13 protein-coding genes are annotated in these 15044 nt (G+C 67.1%); 7 read left to right on the forward strand and 6 right to left on the reverse strand.

Features of this window, described 5'->3' with window-relative positions; genetic code table 11:
* The first annotated feature begins 19 nt into the window (after positions 1-19).
* The gene (gene rhuM / locus ACZZZD_RS10050; protein WP_463434739.1) at positions 20-1063 is read left to right on the forward strand and encodes a RhuM family protein; all 1044 of its coding nucleotides are present in this window, start codon (positions 20-22) and stop codon (positions 1061-1063) included.
* A gap of 4 nt (positions 1064-1067) precedes the next feature.
* Here the strand turns inward: rhuM and ACZZZD_RS10055 are convergent, their stop codons facing one another.
* Together ACZZZD_RS10055 and ACZZZD_RS10060 are read right to left on the reverse strand one after the other, a co-directional pair.
* Positions 1068-2408 (reverse strand): RsmB/NOP family class I SAM-dependent RNA methyltransferase, encoded by a 1341-nt coding sequence (locus tag ACZZZD_RS10055; RefSeq protein ID WP_463434741.1) that lies wholly within the window; start codon positions 2406-2408, stop codon positions 1068-1070.
* A gap of 47 nt (positions 2409-2455) precedes the next feature.
* Positions 2456-4432 carry a potassium transporter Kup gene (locus ACZZZD_RS10060; RefSeq protein ID WP_463434743.1) on the reverse strand — a complete coding sequence of 659 codons (1977 nt, stop codon included), beginning with the start codon at positions 4430-4432 and terminating at the stop codon, positions 2456-2458.
* 168 nt (positions 4433-4600) lie between these two features.
* On the opposite strand from ACZZZD_RS10060, the gene ACZZZD_RS10065 reads away from it, so the two are divergent.
* Complete coding sequence (locus ACZZZD_RS10065) at positions 4601-5071, forward strand: Rrf2 family transcriptional regulator (RefSeq protein WP_463434745.1); 471 nt, start codon at positions 4601-4603, stop codon at positions 5069-5071.
* 7 nt (positions 5072-5078) lie between these two features.
* A complete protein-coding gene (locus ACZZZD_RS10070) occupies positions 5079-5876 on the forward strand; it encodes an SDR family NAD(P)-dependent oxidoreductase (protein ID WP_463434746.1) in 798 nt (265 codons plus the stop codon).
* Positions 5877-6018: 142 nt separating this feature from the next.
* Here ACZZZD_RS10070 and lpdA read toward each other — a convergent pair whose 3' ends face one another.
* From lpdA to ACZZZD_RS10090, 4 genes are all read right to left on the reverse strand, one after another.
* Entirely contained in the window at positions 6019-7413 is a 1395-nt protein-coding gene (gene lpdA / locus ACZZZD_RS10075) for a dihydrolipoyl dehydrogenase (RefSeq protein WP_463434748.1), read from the reverse strand.
* Between the two features lie 175 nt (positions 7414-7588).
* A complete protein-coding gene (locus ACZZZD_RS10080) occupies positions 7589-9319 on the reverse strand; it encodes a 2-oxo acid dehydrogenase subunit E2 (protein ID WP_463434749.1) in 1731 nt (576 codons plus the stop codon).
* 1 nt (position 9320) lies between these two features.
* On the reverse strand, positions 9321-10445 hold the full coding sequence (locus ACZZZD_RS10085) for an alpha-ketoacid dehydrogenase subunit beta (RefSeq protein ID WP_463434750.1): 1125 nt from the start codon (positions 10443-10445) through the stop codon (positions 9321-9323).
* A gap of 2 nt (positions 10446-10447) precedes the next feature.
* Positions 10448-11695: a thiamine pyrophosphate-dependent enzyme gene (locus ACZZZD_RS10090; protein ID WP_463434752.1), complete on the reverse strand. Its 1248-nt coding sequence runs from the start codon at positions 11693-11695 to the stop codon at positions 10448-10450.
* Positions 11696-11843: 148 nt separating this feature from the next.
* On the opposite strand from ACZZZD_RS10090, the gene ACZZZD_RS10095 reads away from it, so the two are divergent.
* From ACZZZD_RS10095 to mtgA, 4 genes are read left to right on the forward strand one after another with little or no spacing between them, the layout of a single operon-like run.
* A complete protein-coding gene (locus ACZZZD_RS10095; RefSeq protein ID WP_135194232.1) occupies positions 11844-12332 on the forward strand; it encodes an Lrp/AsnC family transcriptional regulator in 489 nt (162 codons plus the stop codon).
* Between the two features lie 39 nt (positions 12333-12371).
* The gene (locus tag ACZZZD_RS10100; RefSeq protein WP_463434754.1) at positions 12372-13310 is read left to right on the forward strand and encodes a pirin family protein; all 939 of its coding nucleotides are present in this window, start codon (positions 12372-12374) and stop codon (positions 13308-13310) included.
* A gap of 56 nt (positions 13311-13366) precedes the next feature.
* Complete coding sequence (locus ACZZZD_RS10105; protein ID WP_463436114.1) at positions 13367-14332, forward strand: WD40 repeat domain-containing protein; 966 nt, start codon at positions 13367-13369, stop codon at positions 14330-14332.
* Complete coding sequence (gene mtgA / locus ACZZZD_RS10110; RefSeq protein ID WP_463434756.1) at positions 14332-15024, forward strand: monofunctional biosynthetic peptidoglycan transglycosylase; 693 nt, start codon at positions 14332-14334, stop codon at positions 15022-15024. The genes ACZZZD_RS10105 and mtgA overlap by 1 nt, the downstream gene beginning before the upstream one ends.
* Positions 15025-15044 lie beyond the last annotated feature (20 nt).

Here is a 15044-nt window from a genome sequence, read left to right on the forward strand (position 1 = left end):
ACTTGCGCAGGAAGTCCTGATGTCGATGCAAGACCCGTCCGTCGCCGAGCCCGTTCGCGTGTTCGAGGACGGCTCCGGCGACCGCTTTCTGATCTACGGCGCCCATGACGGAGCCAGGGTCGAAATCCGCTTCGATGGCGATGCGCTGTGGATGAGCCAGGCGCAGATCGCGAGCCTTTTCGGCCGCGACTTGTCCGTGATTTCACGCCACATCGGCAGCATTCTAGAAGAAGGCGAACTCGACGAGTCGATTTCTTTGCAGAAAATGCAAACAAACGGTCGGGGCCGGCCAAGCGTCCTCTACAGCCTCGATATGGTGATCTCGGTCGGCTACCGGGTCAGTTCGGCGCAGGCGACCCTGTTCCGCCGCTGGGCCACCGCCGTGCTGATCCGGTTCGCCACGCGCGGCTTCGTGGTCGATGTGGAGCGGATGAAGGCGGGCGGCGAGCAGGATCGCATCCGCGAACTGCGCGACATCATTCGCGACATCCGCAGCGAGGAAGCCAACCTCTATGCGGAAATCCGTCAGATCTGCAGCCTGTGCCAGGATTACGATCCCAAGTCGGACGCCTGGCGCACCTTCTACCGCAACACCCAGGCCAAGCTCTGCTACGCGGTGACCAGTCACACGCCCGCCGAGCTGCTGATGACGCGCGCCGACGCGGCGGAACCCGACATGGGCCTTCAGAACTGGAAGGGTGAGCGGATCGCTGCGGCCGATGTGACCGTGGCCAAGAACTTCCTGGCGCGGGCGGAAGTCCGCGAGTTGAACCGTCTGACCGACCTGCTGCTGACCATCTTCGAGGACCAGTTGGAAACCGGCCGCCTGACGACGATGGCGCAAGCTTCCGAACTTCTGGACGCCCAGTTGAAAGGGTTGGGCCGCGTGGTTCTGTCCCACGGCGGTCGTGTGTCCAAGGACGACGCCGACCGCCATGCGAAGGCGGCTTACAAGTCTTTCGACGCCCAACGACGATCGCTTGAAAAGGCGCGTGTGGAGCAGGAGTACGCCGACCTACGAAAGGCCGCCGACGCTCTGCCCGGGTCGAGACGCGCACCTTGAAAACCTAGGCGACCCGTTCCAGCCTAGCGGCGAAGAAGCCGTCCAGGCCGCCGTGTTCGGCCCACATGGAGGGCAGGATGCGCAGCCAGCCTTCGGGCGTCAGGGCCTCTGGCGGGGCGCCCAGCGCGGCGGGGTCGGCGGCGACGGTGCGGAAGGCGGGGTTGCGGCGCAGGAAGGCGATGATCTGGGTCTCGCCCTCCTCGCGCTCCAGCGAGCAGGTGCAATAGACCATCCGGCCGCCCGGCTTGACCCGTTCGGCGGCGACGTCGAGCAGACGGTGCTGGACGTCGGCCAGTTTGGCGACCTCGGCGGGCTTGGTGGCGCGCAGAACTTCCGGGTTGCGGCGGAAGGTGCCGGTGGCGGTGCAGGGCGCGTCCAGAAGCACGGCGTCGAAGCTGCGGACGTCTTCCCAGTCTTCGGCGGGAACGGCGATCACCTCGGCGGTCAGGCCGGTGCGCTCAAGGTTCTGGGTCAGGCGTTTCAGGCGTGAGGCCGAACGGTCCAGGGCGACGACAGAGGCGCCGGCGGCGGCCAGTTGCAGGGTCTTGCCGCCCGGCGCAGCGCACATGTCCAAGGCGGTCTCGCCGGGTTTGACATCCAGAAGGCGGCCGGGGACGGCGGCGGCGGCGTCCTGCACCCACCAGTTCCCATCCTCGAAACCGGGCCAGGAGGCGACATCGCCGCGACGGCCGGTGCGGACCGTGCCGCCCGCCAGCGCTTCACCTTCGACGGCGGCGGCCACGGCGGCGGGATCGACGCCGGGCTTCAGGCTGAGGTCGGTCGCCGGCTCCTCACGGGCGGCCAGGGCCAAACCGGCCAAGGCGGCCTCGCCATAGGTCGCCTTCCAGCGGGCCGCGATCCAGTCGGGTAGATTGCTCTCGGCCGTCGTCAGGCCGGGGCCTTCGCGGCCGACGCCGCGCAGCACGGCGTTGACCAGATTCTTGTAGGGGCGCGTCTTGGGATCGCGTTCGGCCAGCTTCACCGCCGTGGAAACAGCGGCGAAGGCGGGCGTTTCCAGCACCAGGGTCTGGGCCAGGGCGATACGCATCAGTGTGCGGACAGCCTCAGGTGGCGACTTCTTCAGACGACGATTTAGAATCTGGTCGATCTCGCCGAGGCGGCGCAGGCCGGCCATGGCCACGGCGCGGGCGAAGGCGCGGTCCACCGGCTCCAGCGCGCGGGCGGCGGGCTGGGACAGGGCCTCGTCCAGACCGTTGCGCTTTTCCAGAGCCGCATTCAGCAGAATGCCGGCGACGACGCGCGCCTCGACGCCTATGTCGTCCTGCGACGGGGCGGCGGCGGTATCCACGGCCGGAGCGGGGCGCGGGCGACCCTTGACAGCCATGCGGCGTCCACGCGCCTGCGAACTTTGTCCGCCTCGTCCCTCAGCACTCATACGGCCACCTGCGCGCCCAACTCGACCACGCGGCCGGGGGGAATATGGAAGAAGTCGGTCGGATTGGCGGCGTTGCGCATCAGGAAGATGAACAGCCGGTCCTGCCACAGCGGCATGCCCTGTCGCGCCGACGGGATCAGCGAACGCCGACCCAGGAAGAAGCTGGTCGACATGATGTCGAACTTCAGTCCCTGCTTGCGGCACAGGCCCAAGGCGCGCGGCACGTTCGGCGTCTCCATGAAGCCATAGGTGACCGTGACCTTTTTGAAGTCGTCGTTGATCGGCTCCATCTTGACCCGGTCGGCCTCCTTGACGCGTGGCCGCTCTGACGTGCGCACGGTCAGGATGACGTTCTTCTCGTGCAGCACCTTGTTGTGCTTGAGATTGTGCATCAGGGCGACGGGGGCGACGTCCGGGTCGCTGGTCAGGAAGATGGCCATGCCCGGCGCCCGGTGCGGCGGACGGGCCTGCAGCATCTCGATCAGGTCGCTGAGCGGCAGGCTGTCCTTGCGGGTCTTGGCCGTCAGAATCTGGGTGCCGCGCACCCAGGTCCACATGATGACGACCAGACAGGCGCCCAATACCAGCGGCATCCAGGCCCCGTCGGGGATCTTCAGCAGGTTGGAGGTCAGGAAGACGCTGTCGATGAAGGCGAACGGAATGAGCGTCCCGGCCACCGCCCACATCGGCCATTTCCAGCCCTTGCGGATGACGGAATAGGCCATCAGCGTATTGACCAGCATGGTCCCCGTCACCGCGACGCCATAGGCGGCGGTGAGGTTGTGCGAGCTCTGGAACACGAACAGCAGCACCAGAACACCGATCATCAGGAAGGTGTTCACCGCCGGCACGAAGATCTGACCGGCCTGGGTCTCGGATGTGTTCCTGATGTCGATGCGGGGCAGAAGGCCCAGCTGCACCGCCTGCTGGGTCACCGAGAAGGCGCCGGTGATCACGGCCTGCGAGGCCACGACCGTCGAGATCGTCGCCAGGATCAGCATGGGCCAGTAGGCGAACTGCGGCACCATGTTCCAGAACGGATTCTCGGCCGCGGCGGGGTTATCCAGGATCAAGGCGCCCTGACCCAGATAGTTCAGCGTCAGGCACGGCAGGACGAAGGCCAGCCAGCCCATGCGGATCGGCGCCTTTCCGAAATGGCCCATGTCGGCATAGAGGGCCTCGGCCCCCGTCACCGCCAAAAAGACGCTGCCCAGGATGATGAAGCCCAAAAAGCCGTCGTGCAGCAGCAGGCTGACGCCGTAATAGGGCGACAGGGCGCGCAGGATGCTGATGTCGTCGAAGATATGGACCAGGCCCAGGGCGCCCAGGCTGAGGAACCAGACGGCCGTGATCGGGCCGAAATATTTGGCCAGGCTGGCCGTGCCGCGCGACTGGACCATGAACAGGGCGATCAGGATGCCGGCCGAGATCGGCACGATGAAGGCGTCCAGCTTGCCCGACAGGCCCGGCGCGTCCTGCAGCCCCTCGACCGCCGACAGCACCGAAATGGCGGGCGTGATGATGCCGTCGCCATAAAACAGCGCCGCACCGCAGACGCCCAGGATGAAGATCCACGCGCTGCGCCGACCGACCGCGAACTGGGCCAGGGCCATCAGCGACAGGGTGCCGCCCTCGCCCTTGTTGTCGGCGCGCATCAGGAAGAAGACGTATTTGAACGTCACCACCACCATCAGCGCCCAGAAAGCCAGGGACACCACGCCGACCACGGCGAGGTCCCCGCCCACGCCGCGCTGGGCATGACCGATCGCTTCACGCAGGGCGTACAGCGGGCTGGTGCCGATATCGCCGAACACCACGCCGATCGCGCCAATAGTCAAGGCGAACATGCCGCCGTGCTTGGCGACTTGGCCTCCTGGAGCGTGGGACTCGGGTCCCGTGGCGTGGGTGGGCGTGTCCGGCGTGTTCGACGCGGGCGAGGGAGCGCTCGCGTCGTGGGGAGTATCCCCGGCCATGCGTATCCTCCGGGTCTCCGACGCGGCGTCGGTCCCTTCAAAGCGGCGAGCCTTTAGGCTCATTCCGCGCGGTCTTCAATCGTGCCGAAGGGGATTCGGTTTCGGCGTTCTGCGGACCGATTTGTGATTCGGGCCATGAGCGCCTATTTTCACATCAGGAACAAAACCATGTCAGACAGCCAGCGCTTCCCCGTCGCCGCCCACGCCCTGGCCTATATGGCCCACAAGGGCGCCTATGGACCTGCCCAGGCCGCGCCCAGTGGCGTGCTGGCGTCCTCGATCCCGACGAACCCCGTCGTGGTCCGGCGCGTGACGGCTCTGCTGGCCAAGGCCGGGCTGATCGCCACCCGTCCCGGCGCGACCGGCGGGTCGTGGCTGCTGCGCCGGCCCGAGGACATCCGGCTGGACGAGGTGCTGAAGGCGGTGAACGGTTGCGCCCACATCGGCTCGCCCCCCGCCGGCGCCAAGGGCTGCCCGATCAGCGAACATATACCGCGCCAGGTCGCCAAGGCCCTGACCGCCGCCGACGAGGCCGCGACCGAGGCCCTGTCCAAGATCACCATCGCGGACCTGCTGGCGCAAAATCCGGTGTCCTTGGCGGCGTTTGCGCCCCACACGTCCTGCCCCGTCGCAGCCTGATCGTCCCATGAGACGAACCGTTCTGATCACCGGCGCCTCGGCCGGCATCGGCGCGGCGCTCGCTCGAACCTATGCGGACAAGGGCTGGAACCTGATCCTGACAGCGCGCCGTGAAGGGCCGCTGCAAGCCCTGGCCGACGAATTGGCCGCCGCCCACGGCGTCACCGCAACCGCCATCCCCGAAGACCTGTCCGATCCCGTGGCGCCCGAACGACTGGTCGCGACCATCGCCGCGCGCGGCCTGACCGTCGACGGCCTCGTCAACAACGCGGGTTTCAGCCGGGTCACCGGCTTTCTGGACACGGACCTCGGCGCCCACCGCGCCATGATCCAGGTCATGCTGACCGCGCCGGTCGAGCTGTCGCGCCTGCTGCTGCCCGGCATGATCCAGCGCGGCTTCGGCCGGGTGCTGAATGTGGCGTCTCTCGCCGGCCAGATGCCGGCGACCGGCGGCGACACCCTGTACGGTCCGATCAAGAGCTTCCTGATCAAGGCGTCTCAGGGTCTGTATTTGGAGACGCAGGGGACCGGCGTCCACGTCACGGTGCTGAACCCCGGCTATACGCTGACCGAGTTCCACGACGTCAACGGCTCGCGAGACCAGGTGTCCAGCGCTTATCCGGCCTGGATGTGGATGGACGCCGCTCGCGTGGCGCAGATCGGCTACGACGCCTGCGAAGCCAATCGACCCAGCGTCACGCCAGGGGTCATGAACAATGTCATGGCCGGCCTGGCGCGGTTTCTGCCGGACGGCCTGGCGCTGCGCATGGTGGCGAACCACGCCAAACGGCTGGAGAGGCTTTAAGGGCAGCCTCCCACCCCACACCCCGTCATCCTAGGCCTTAGGGACAGAATGCGACGTCTTCGATAGCGAGCGTATGGATCCTAGGCACAAGGCCTAGGATGACGAACTTTAGAGAGAAGGCGCCGAACTTCGGGCAACGGCCTCAAATATGGATCGCGTGCCCCAGGGCGCGCAGCGACGCCTCGTGGAAGGCCTCGCCCAGGGTCGGGTGGACGTGGATGGTCCCGGCCACGTCTTCCAGCACCGCCCCCATTTCCATCATCTGGGCGAAGCTGTTGGACAGTTCCGACACGTGTTGACCCACGGCCTGGATGCCCAGGATGCGATGGTCGGCCTTAGACGCGATAACCCGCACGAAGCCGCCGTCATCGCCCGCCTCGATGGCCAGGGCGCGGCCGATGGCGGCGAAGGGGAAGACGGACTGGATCACGTCGTCACGGCCCGCGACATCGTTCGGACCCAGACCCGCCGAGACGATCTCCGGCTCGGTGAAACAGACGGCAGCGATGGTGACGGGGTCGAACACCCGGTCATGGCCGGCGATGATTTCGGCGACCACCTCGCCCTGGGCCGAACCCTTGTGCGCCAGCATCGGTTCGCCGGTCAGGTCTCCGACGGCCCAGACGTTCTTCATCGAAGTGGCGCAACGCTGGTCGATCTTCACGAACGGGCCGGCCATGGCCACGCCCATATTCTCCAGACCCCAGCCCGAGGTGCGCGGACGACGGCCGACCGTCACCAGCACCTTGTCGGCGTCCAGTTGCAGTGGCTCACCGTCGCGCGTGGTGATCGACAGTTTGCCGTCCCCGAACCCGCCGGCCCGCGCGCCCAGGTGCAGTTCGACGCCATGCTTCTCCAGCCATTTCGCGACGGGATCGGTCAGGGCCTTGTCGTAGAGGGGCAGGATGCGTTCGGCCATTTCGACGATGGCCACCTCGGCGCCCAGCTTCCTGAAGGCGATACCCAGCTCCAACCCGATATAGCCGCCGCCGACCACGACCAGCTTCTTCGGGACCTCCGACAGGCTCAGCGCCTCGGTGGAGGAGATGACGTCCCCGCCGAACGGCAGGAAGGGCAGTTCGACCGGCTCGGACCCCGTGGCCAGGATGACGTGTTCGGCGGTGATGCGGATGTCGCCGTCGTCCGTCTGGACGATGCAGGTCTTGGCGTCCTCGAACTTCGCCCAGCCCTTGATGACCTTGACCTTAGCCTTCTTCAGCAGGGCCGCGACCCCGGCGTTCAGCTTACGGACGATGCCGTCCTTCCATTCGACCGTCTGCGACAGGTCGATGGCGGGCGCCGCCGCCGTGATCCCCAGCGTCCCGCCACCGGCCGCCTTGGCCACCGTCTCGAACTTGCCTGCCGCATGGATGATGGCCTTGGACGGAATACAGCCGACGTTCAGGCACGTTCCGCCCAGCCCGTCGCCGCCGTCCACCAGCGCGGTGTCCAGCCCGAGATGGCCGCAGCGGATGCCTGCGACATAGCCGCCGGTGCCCGCGCCGATGATGAGGACTTTGGTCTTGAGCTGCTGCATCGTCTTTTCCGTCTCATCCTGCCGACCCTTTCCCAGGGGGAGAGGGCTTGAGCGCACGACGCCTCCGCGTCGTTCTTGCGCGAAAGGGTGAGGGTCGGACGGTGCGGACTGGCCCACCGGCAGAACCCTCATCCGGCCCTTCGGGCCACCTTCTCCAACGGGAGAAGGGTGTCGTCTAGTTCATCCACAAGGTCGCGGGATGTTCCAGCAGCCCCTTGATCCGTTGGACGAAGACCGCCGCATCATGCCCGTCGACGATCCGGTGATCGAACGACGATGACAGGTTCATCATCTTGCGCACGACCATCTGGCCGTCGCGGACGACGACCCGTTCGGCGATCTTGTTGGGGCCGACGATGGCGACCTCGGGGTGGTTGATGATCGGGGTGTGGACCACCCCGCCCAGCGTGCCCAGCGAGGTGATGGTGATGGTCGAGCCCGACAGTTCCTCGCGCTTGGCCACGCCGTCCTTGGCGGCTCCGGTGACGCGGGCGATCTCCAGCGCCGCAGCATAGGGATCGAGTGCTTCCGCGTGGCGGACCACCGGCACCATCAGGCCGTTCGGCGTCTGGGCGGCGATCCCTAAGTGCACCGGGGCGTGCTGGGTCAGGACGCCGGCCTCGTCGTCATAGGTGGCGTTGATCTGCGGCTGATCGCGCAGGGCGACCACGATGGCGCGCGCGATGAAGGGCAGCAGGTTCAGCTTGGGCTGGTCCTTTTGCTTCGTCGCATTCAGGTGGGCGCGAAGCTCTTCCAGCGCCGTGACGTCGATCTCCTCCACATAGGTGATGTGCGGAATGCGGCGCACGCTCTCGGCCATCTTCTCCGCGATCTTGCGACGCAGGCCGATGATGCGGACCTCGGTCGTTCCTTCGGCCTTCGCATAGGTCGAGCCGCCGCCGGACGGAGCGGACGCAGGCTGCGAACCGCCGCGCGCGATGAAGCCGTCCAGATCCTCGTGCGTGATCCGACCGGCCGGGCCGGAACCCGGCACGAAGGTCAGGTCCACGCCCAGATCGCGCGCGCGGTTGCGAACGGCCGGCGAGGCGGACGGGCGTTCGCCGGACGCGCGGCCGGTCAGGGCGGGGGCGGCGGACAGAGCCACTCCACCACGCCCGACGGGCGCGGTCCCCCTGCCCGTTTCACGGGGAGGAGACGATGCGGCGACCGTCTCTTCCCTGCGCGAAGCGGGGGGAGGTGGCTCGGAGCGAAGCGGAGAGACGGAGGGGGTCTTGGCGACATTGCCGCGCCCCTCGACATCGAACGCCACCAGCGGGCCGCCGACGGGCACGGACTTGCCGGCCTCGCCGTAAAGAGCGACGACCGTTCCGGCGACGGGCGAGGTGATCTCGACCGTGGCCTTGTCGGTCATGATGTCGGCGATGATCTGGTCTTCCTCGACCACATCCCCGACCTTGACGTGCCAGCCGACAAGCTCGGCCTCGGCCGTGCCTTCGCCCACGTCGGGCAGCTTGAAGACATAGTTGCCGGTGGAGGTCTGGGGGGCTTCAGGAGCCCCTCCACCACGCTTCGCGCGGTCCCCCTCCCCACTGACGTGGGGAGGAGACGATGCGGCGACGGCGGTCTCCTCACCGCGCGCGGCGGGGGGAGGTGGCTCGGAGCGCAGCGGAGAGACGGAGGGGTTCTCTTCCGCATTCCCGCCACCCTCGACCTCGAACTCCACCAGGGGTCCGCGTACCGGCACCATGGCGCCGGGTTCGCCGTGCAGGGCGATGACCTTGCCGGACACCGGCGCCGTGATCTCGACGGTGGCCTTGTCGGTCATGATGTCGGCGACGATCTGGTCCTCGGCGACGATGTCGCCGACCTTGACGTGCCAGCCGACCAGTTCGGCCTCGGCGGTGCCTTCGCCCACGTCGGGCAGTTTGAAGACGAAACGACCCATCTTAACGACCTCCCGTCATGACGCTCTTCAAGGCGTCTGCGACCCGTTGCGGCCCAGGGAAATATTCCCATTCGAAGGCGTGAGGATAAGGCGTATCCCAGCCGGTGACGCGCGCGATCGGCGCCTCCAGGTGATAGAAGCAGCGCTCCTGCACCAGGGCCGACAGCTCGCCGCCGAAGCCCGAGGTCTTGGGCGCCTCGTGCACGATAACGCAGCGGCCGGTCTTCTTGACGCTGGCCTCGATGGCCTCGATGTCCAGTGGCACCAGGCTGCGCAGGTCGATGACCTCGGCGTCCACGCCTGCGTGTTCCGCGCCGGCCAGGGCGACCCAGACCATGGTGCCATAGGCCAGGATGGTGACGTCGTTTCCTTCGCGCATCACGCGCGCCTTGCCGATGGGCTCGACGTATTTGCCGGTCGGTACCTGGGCCAGATCCTGGGCCTTCCACGGGCTGACCGGCTTCTCGTGCCATCCGTCGAACGGGCCGTTGTACAGGCGTTTCGGCTCGAAGAAGACGACCGGGTCGTCGTCCTCGATGGCGGCGGTCAGCAGACCCTTGGCGTCATAGGGGTTGGACGGGATGACGACCTTCAGGCCCGCGATATGGGTGAACAGGCTTTCCGGCGACTGGCTGTGGGTCTGGCCGCCGAAGATGCCGCCGCCATAGGGACTGCGCACCACGATGGGCGAGGTGAACTGGCCGCCTGAGCGATAGCGCATCTTGGCCGCTTCCGAGACGATCTGGTCGTAGGCCGGGTAGATGTAGTCGGCGAACTGGATCTCGACGACGGGGCGCAGGCCATAGGCGCCCATGCCGATGGCGGCGGCGACGATGCCGCATTCCGAGATCGGGGCGTCGAAGCTGCGGGTCAGGCCGTGCTTCTGCTGCAGCTTGTCGGTGACGCGGAAGACCCCGCCGAAATAGCCGGCGTCCTCGCCGAACGACAGGACATTGGCGTCCTCGGCCATCTTGACGTCGATGGCGGAGTTCAGGGCCTGGATCATGTTCATCGGAACGACGCCGGAACCGGTCGTCTGCGATGCAGGGGCTGCGTTCTGGTCGATCATGTCCGGCTCGACGCCGTCGTTGCGATCGGCGTCGGTGAAGGTGGTTTGCTCAGCCATGGTCAGACCCCCACCTCGCGGCGCTGTTCGATCAGCCGCCAGTCTTCGGTCGCATAGACCTCTTCGAACATCGTCTTCACGCTGGGGCGCGACTGGCCCAGGGTGCCGATGGCTTCGGATTCCTTGCCGGCGGCGCGGACCTGTTCCACAGCATCCTTCAGCGCGGCCGTGTGACGCTCGTCGTCCCACTCGCCGATGACGGTCAGATGCTGGCGCAGCCGTTCCAGCGGATCGCCCAGCGGCCATTTCTCGTGCTCGTCGCCGGGGCGATAGCGGCTGGGGTCGTCGGAGGTCGAGTGCGGGGCGCCGCGATAGGTGAACAGTTCGATCACCGTCGCGCCCTGGTTCGAGCGGGCGCGCTCCTCGGCCCACTGGGTCGCCGCCCACACCGCCAGGAAGTCGTTACCGTCCACCCGCAGGGCCGGCAGGCCGTAGCCGATGGCCTTGGAGGCGAAGGTGGTCTCCAGCCCGCCGGCGATGCCCTGGAAGGACGAAATGGCCCACTGGTTATTGACGACGTTCAGGATGACCGGGGCGCGATAGACGGAGGCGAAGGTCAGGGCGTTGTGGAAATCCCCCTCAGCCGTGGCGCCGTCGCCGATCCAGCTGATGGCGATCTTGTCGTCCCCCTTGTAGGCGCTGGCCATGGCCCAGCCGACGGCCTGCGGCACTTGGGTGCCTAGATTGCCGCTGATGGTGAAGAAGCCGTAGTCCTTGGCCGAATACATAATCGGCAGCTGGCGGCCTTTGATCGGGTCCGCCGCATTCGAATAGATCTGGTTCATCATCTCGACCAGCGGATAGCCGCGCGCGATCAGAAGCCCCTGCTGGCGATAGGTCGGGAAACCCATGTCCTCGCGGCTCAGGATCATGCCCTGGGCGACCGCGATGGCCTCTTCGCCGGTGCACTTCATATAGAAGCTGGTCTTGCCCTGACGGTGGGCGCGGTGCATCCGGTCGTCGAAGGCGCGGGTCAGGATCATGGCCTTCAGGCCGCGACGCAGGGTCTCAGCGTCCAGGCGCGGGTTCCACGGCCCGACGGCGGCGCCATCGTCGTCCAGCACCCGAATCAGGCGGAAGGCGAGATCGCGCATCTCATAGGGCGTCGATCCGACCTCGGGCCGTTCGACCACGCCGGCGGGATCCATCAGCAGGTGGCTGAAGTCCGGCGCATCGCCGGGTCGGCCGGACGGTTCCGGCACACGCAATGACAGGGGCTGGCTGTTCTTTTTCACGTTTTCGTCGTTCATGCGGGCGTCCATATCCATTCGGGGTCCGTCCGTGTTTCCTCTGGACGTGTGATAACACGGCCCCTAAGCAGGTGCTCGCTCAAATTGACCTTGCAAAATCCCGATTTCGGGTATTTTATTTCGCGATAATCGCCATCGGAGAAACGCATTGGCCGACGAACTCGACCCCATCGACGCCCGCATCCTGGATATCCTGCAGCAAGACGCCGGGCTGTCGGTCGCGGAGGTCGCGGATCGCGTCGGACTGTCGGCCTCGCCCTGCTGGCGGCGGATCAAGCGGCTAGAAGATTCCGGCCTGATCACCAAGCGGGTCACCCTGCTGAACGCGCAGCTGCTGGGCCTGGATTTCGAGGTCTACGCCATCGTCAAGCTGATGCTGCCCTCGGCCGACAATCTGAACCTGTTCGAAGCCGCCGTGGCCAAATGGCCAGAGGTGGTCCAGTGCGCGACCATCACCGGGCGCGAGGACTATGTGCTGCGCATCATCACCTCGGACATGCACGCCTTCGACCTGTTCCTGCGCGAGAAACTGCTGGCTCTGGGCATCGTCTCGGACTGTGAAAGCCACATCGTCACCCGCGGCGTAAAGAATGTGACCGCCCTGCCTCTTGGCATCATCACGCCTCACGTCGGATAAGAGGTCTCAGGCGACTGCGTTCGCCAAGGGACCAAAGTCATGATCGAACTGGTGATCGACGCGCGGCGCAAGGACCTGGGCGGGTTCGAGGTCGGGCGCGTCCTGCCCTTCCATTCGCGCCGGATGGTCGGGCCCTTCATCTTCCTGGACCAGATGGGGCCGGCCGAGTTCGCAGCCGGCGCCACGGCCATCGACGTGCGGCCGCATCCGCATATCGGCCTGTCGACCCTGACCTATCTGTTCGAGGGCGAGATCATGCACCACGACAACCTCGGCTATGATCAGGCGATCCGGCCGGGCGAGGTCAACTGGATGACGGCCGGCAAGGGCATCGTCCATTCCGAACGCACCGATCCGCTGAGAAAGAGCACCGGCGGGCCGATGCACGGGATGCAGGCCTGGGTCGCCCTGCCCGACGAGGCCGAAGAGATCGATCCGGCTTTCCATCACCTGGGCGAGGACGCCCAACCCGCCTATGAGAACGGCGGCCTGTTCGCGCGTCTGGTCGCAGGCGAGGCCTACGGCGCCAAGGCCGCCGTGCCTGTCTCGTCGCCGCTGTTCTATATCCATTGGGAGCTTCAGCCCGGCGTTCGCACCGCGCCGCCGTCCGGCAAGGGCACGGGAGGCATGAGCGAGCGCGCCCTCTATGTGGCCAAGGGCTCCATCGAGGTTGGCGACCGCACCTTCCACGAGGGTCAGATGATCGTGCTGGAGCCGACGGCCGAACCGACCGTCAAGGCCCTGGTCCAATCGACCGTCATGGTGCTGGGCGGCGAGCCGGTGGGCGAACGGCTGATCTGGTGGAACTTCGTCGCCTCCAGCCAGGCCCGCATCGACCAGGCCAAGGCGGACTGGAAGGCCGGCCGCATGACCCTGCCCCACGCCGACGACCTGGAGTTCATCCCCCTGCCCGACGAGCCGACCAAGGCTCAGGCCGCCCCGGCGCCGGTCGAGCCCAAGCCGACCGACCCGGTATAGGGCGACCACATCACGCAGAAGGTGACGCGGCGAGGCCGGATCGCTACATGCGGCCTATGAACTTCGATTTCGACGCCCAGGTCACCGCCGCCCTGTTCGACAACTCCGGCGCCGTCTTCGCCCTTGGCGACGGTTCGATCCGGTTCGAGGACCGGACGCGGGTCGAGGCCCACGACGGGGCCGTGCTGTGCGCCTGCGTCCATCCGTCCGGCGACGGCGTGGTCACCGGCGGCGACGACGGCAAGGTCGTCTGGACGCGCCGCGACGAGGACCCGGTCGTCCTGGCCACGGCCAAGAACCAGTGGATCGACGCCATCGACGCCTCAGCGGCCTCGGGTCTGATCGCCTTCTCGTTCGGCCGCACCCTGTCGGTGATCGATCCCAACGAGGTCGGTTTTCGCCGCGACTTCCAGCACGAGCGCACCGTCTCCGGCGTGGCCTTCGAGCCCAAGGGCAGGCGCATCGCGACCTCGACCTATGGCGGGGCGGCCCTGTGGTATGCGCGGATCGAGAAACAACAACCCGTGAGACTGGCCTGGGCCGGGTCGCACACCGGCGTCGCCTTCTCGCCGGACGGCGCCTTCGTCGTCACCACCATGCAGGACAACCAGATGCACGGCTGGCGCATCAAGGACGCCAAGAACCTGCGCATGGGCGGCTATCCGGGCAAGGTGCGGTCGATGGCCTTCCTGGCCAATGGTCAGTTGATGGCGACCTCGGGTGCGCAGGGCGCGGTGCTGTGGCCCTTCATCGGGTCGAACGGGCCGATGGGCCGCGAGGCGACCGAAATCGGTTATGACGACACCACCCTGGTCAATCTGGTCTCGGCCCGCGCCGATCAAGGCCTGCTGGCCGCCGGCCTGACCGATGGCCGGGTCTGGGTGGCGCATCCCGCCGCCCAAGGGCTGAACTTCGTCAAGGCTGAGAAGGGGCCGGCCATCGTCGCCCTGTCGCTCAGCCCCGCCATCGACAAGGTCGCCTGGGCCGACGAGGACGGCGCCGCCGGGGTGTTCATCCTCTGATGGCGAAGGGCCGCAAGAGCTGGCGTCGCGTCGTGCTGACCGCCCTTCTGGTTCTGGCCCTGATCCCGGTCGCCGGGGTGCTGATCGTCGCCGTCGTGCCGCCGCCGCCCACCATACTGATGCTGCGCCAGCTCGCGCGCGGCGAGGGCATGGATTACCAATGGCGCGGGCTGAACCAGATTTCACCCAATCTGGTCAACGCCGCCATCGCCGCCGAGGACGCCCGTTTCTGCAGCCACCACGGCTTCGACATGGAGGCGATCCAGCAGGCGCTGGACCACAACGCCGAAGGCGGCCGCATCCGGGGCGGATCGACCATCAGCCAGCAGACCGCCAAGAACGTCTTCCTGTGGCCGGGCCGCGACTGGATTCGCAAGGGGCTGGAGGCGGGCTACACCGTCCTGATCGAAACGGTCTGGTCCAAGCGCCGGATCATGGAGGTCTATCTGAACGTGGTGGAGTGGGCGCCGGGCGTCTATGGCGCTCAGGCCGCGTCGCGTCATTGGTTCGGCAAGGACGCCCGCGACCTGAGCCCGCGCGAGGCCGCGCGCCTGGCCGCCATCCTGCCGGCCCCGCGCCGGTACGAGGCGGCCGCGCCCGGCCCCTACGTTCGGCGCCGCGCGTCGCGCATCCAGGCGGCCATGGGCACGGTGCGCAACGAGGGTCTGAATGCCTGCGTCGTCGGGCGCTGAACCGTCTCGCTTGACGGCCG

Source organism: Brevundimonas sp. AC546, assembly GCF_979258305.1.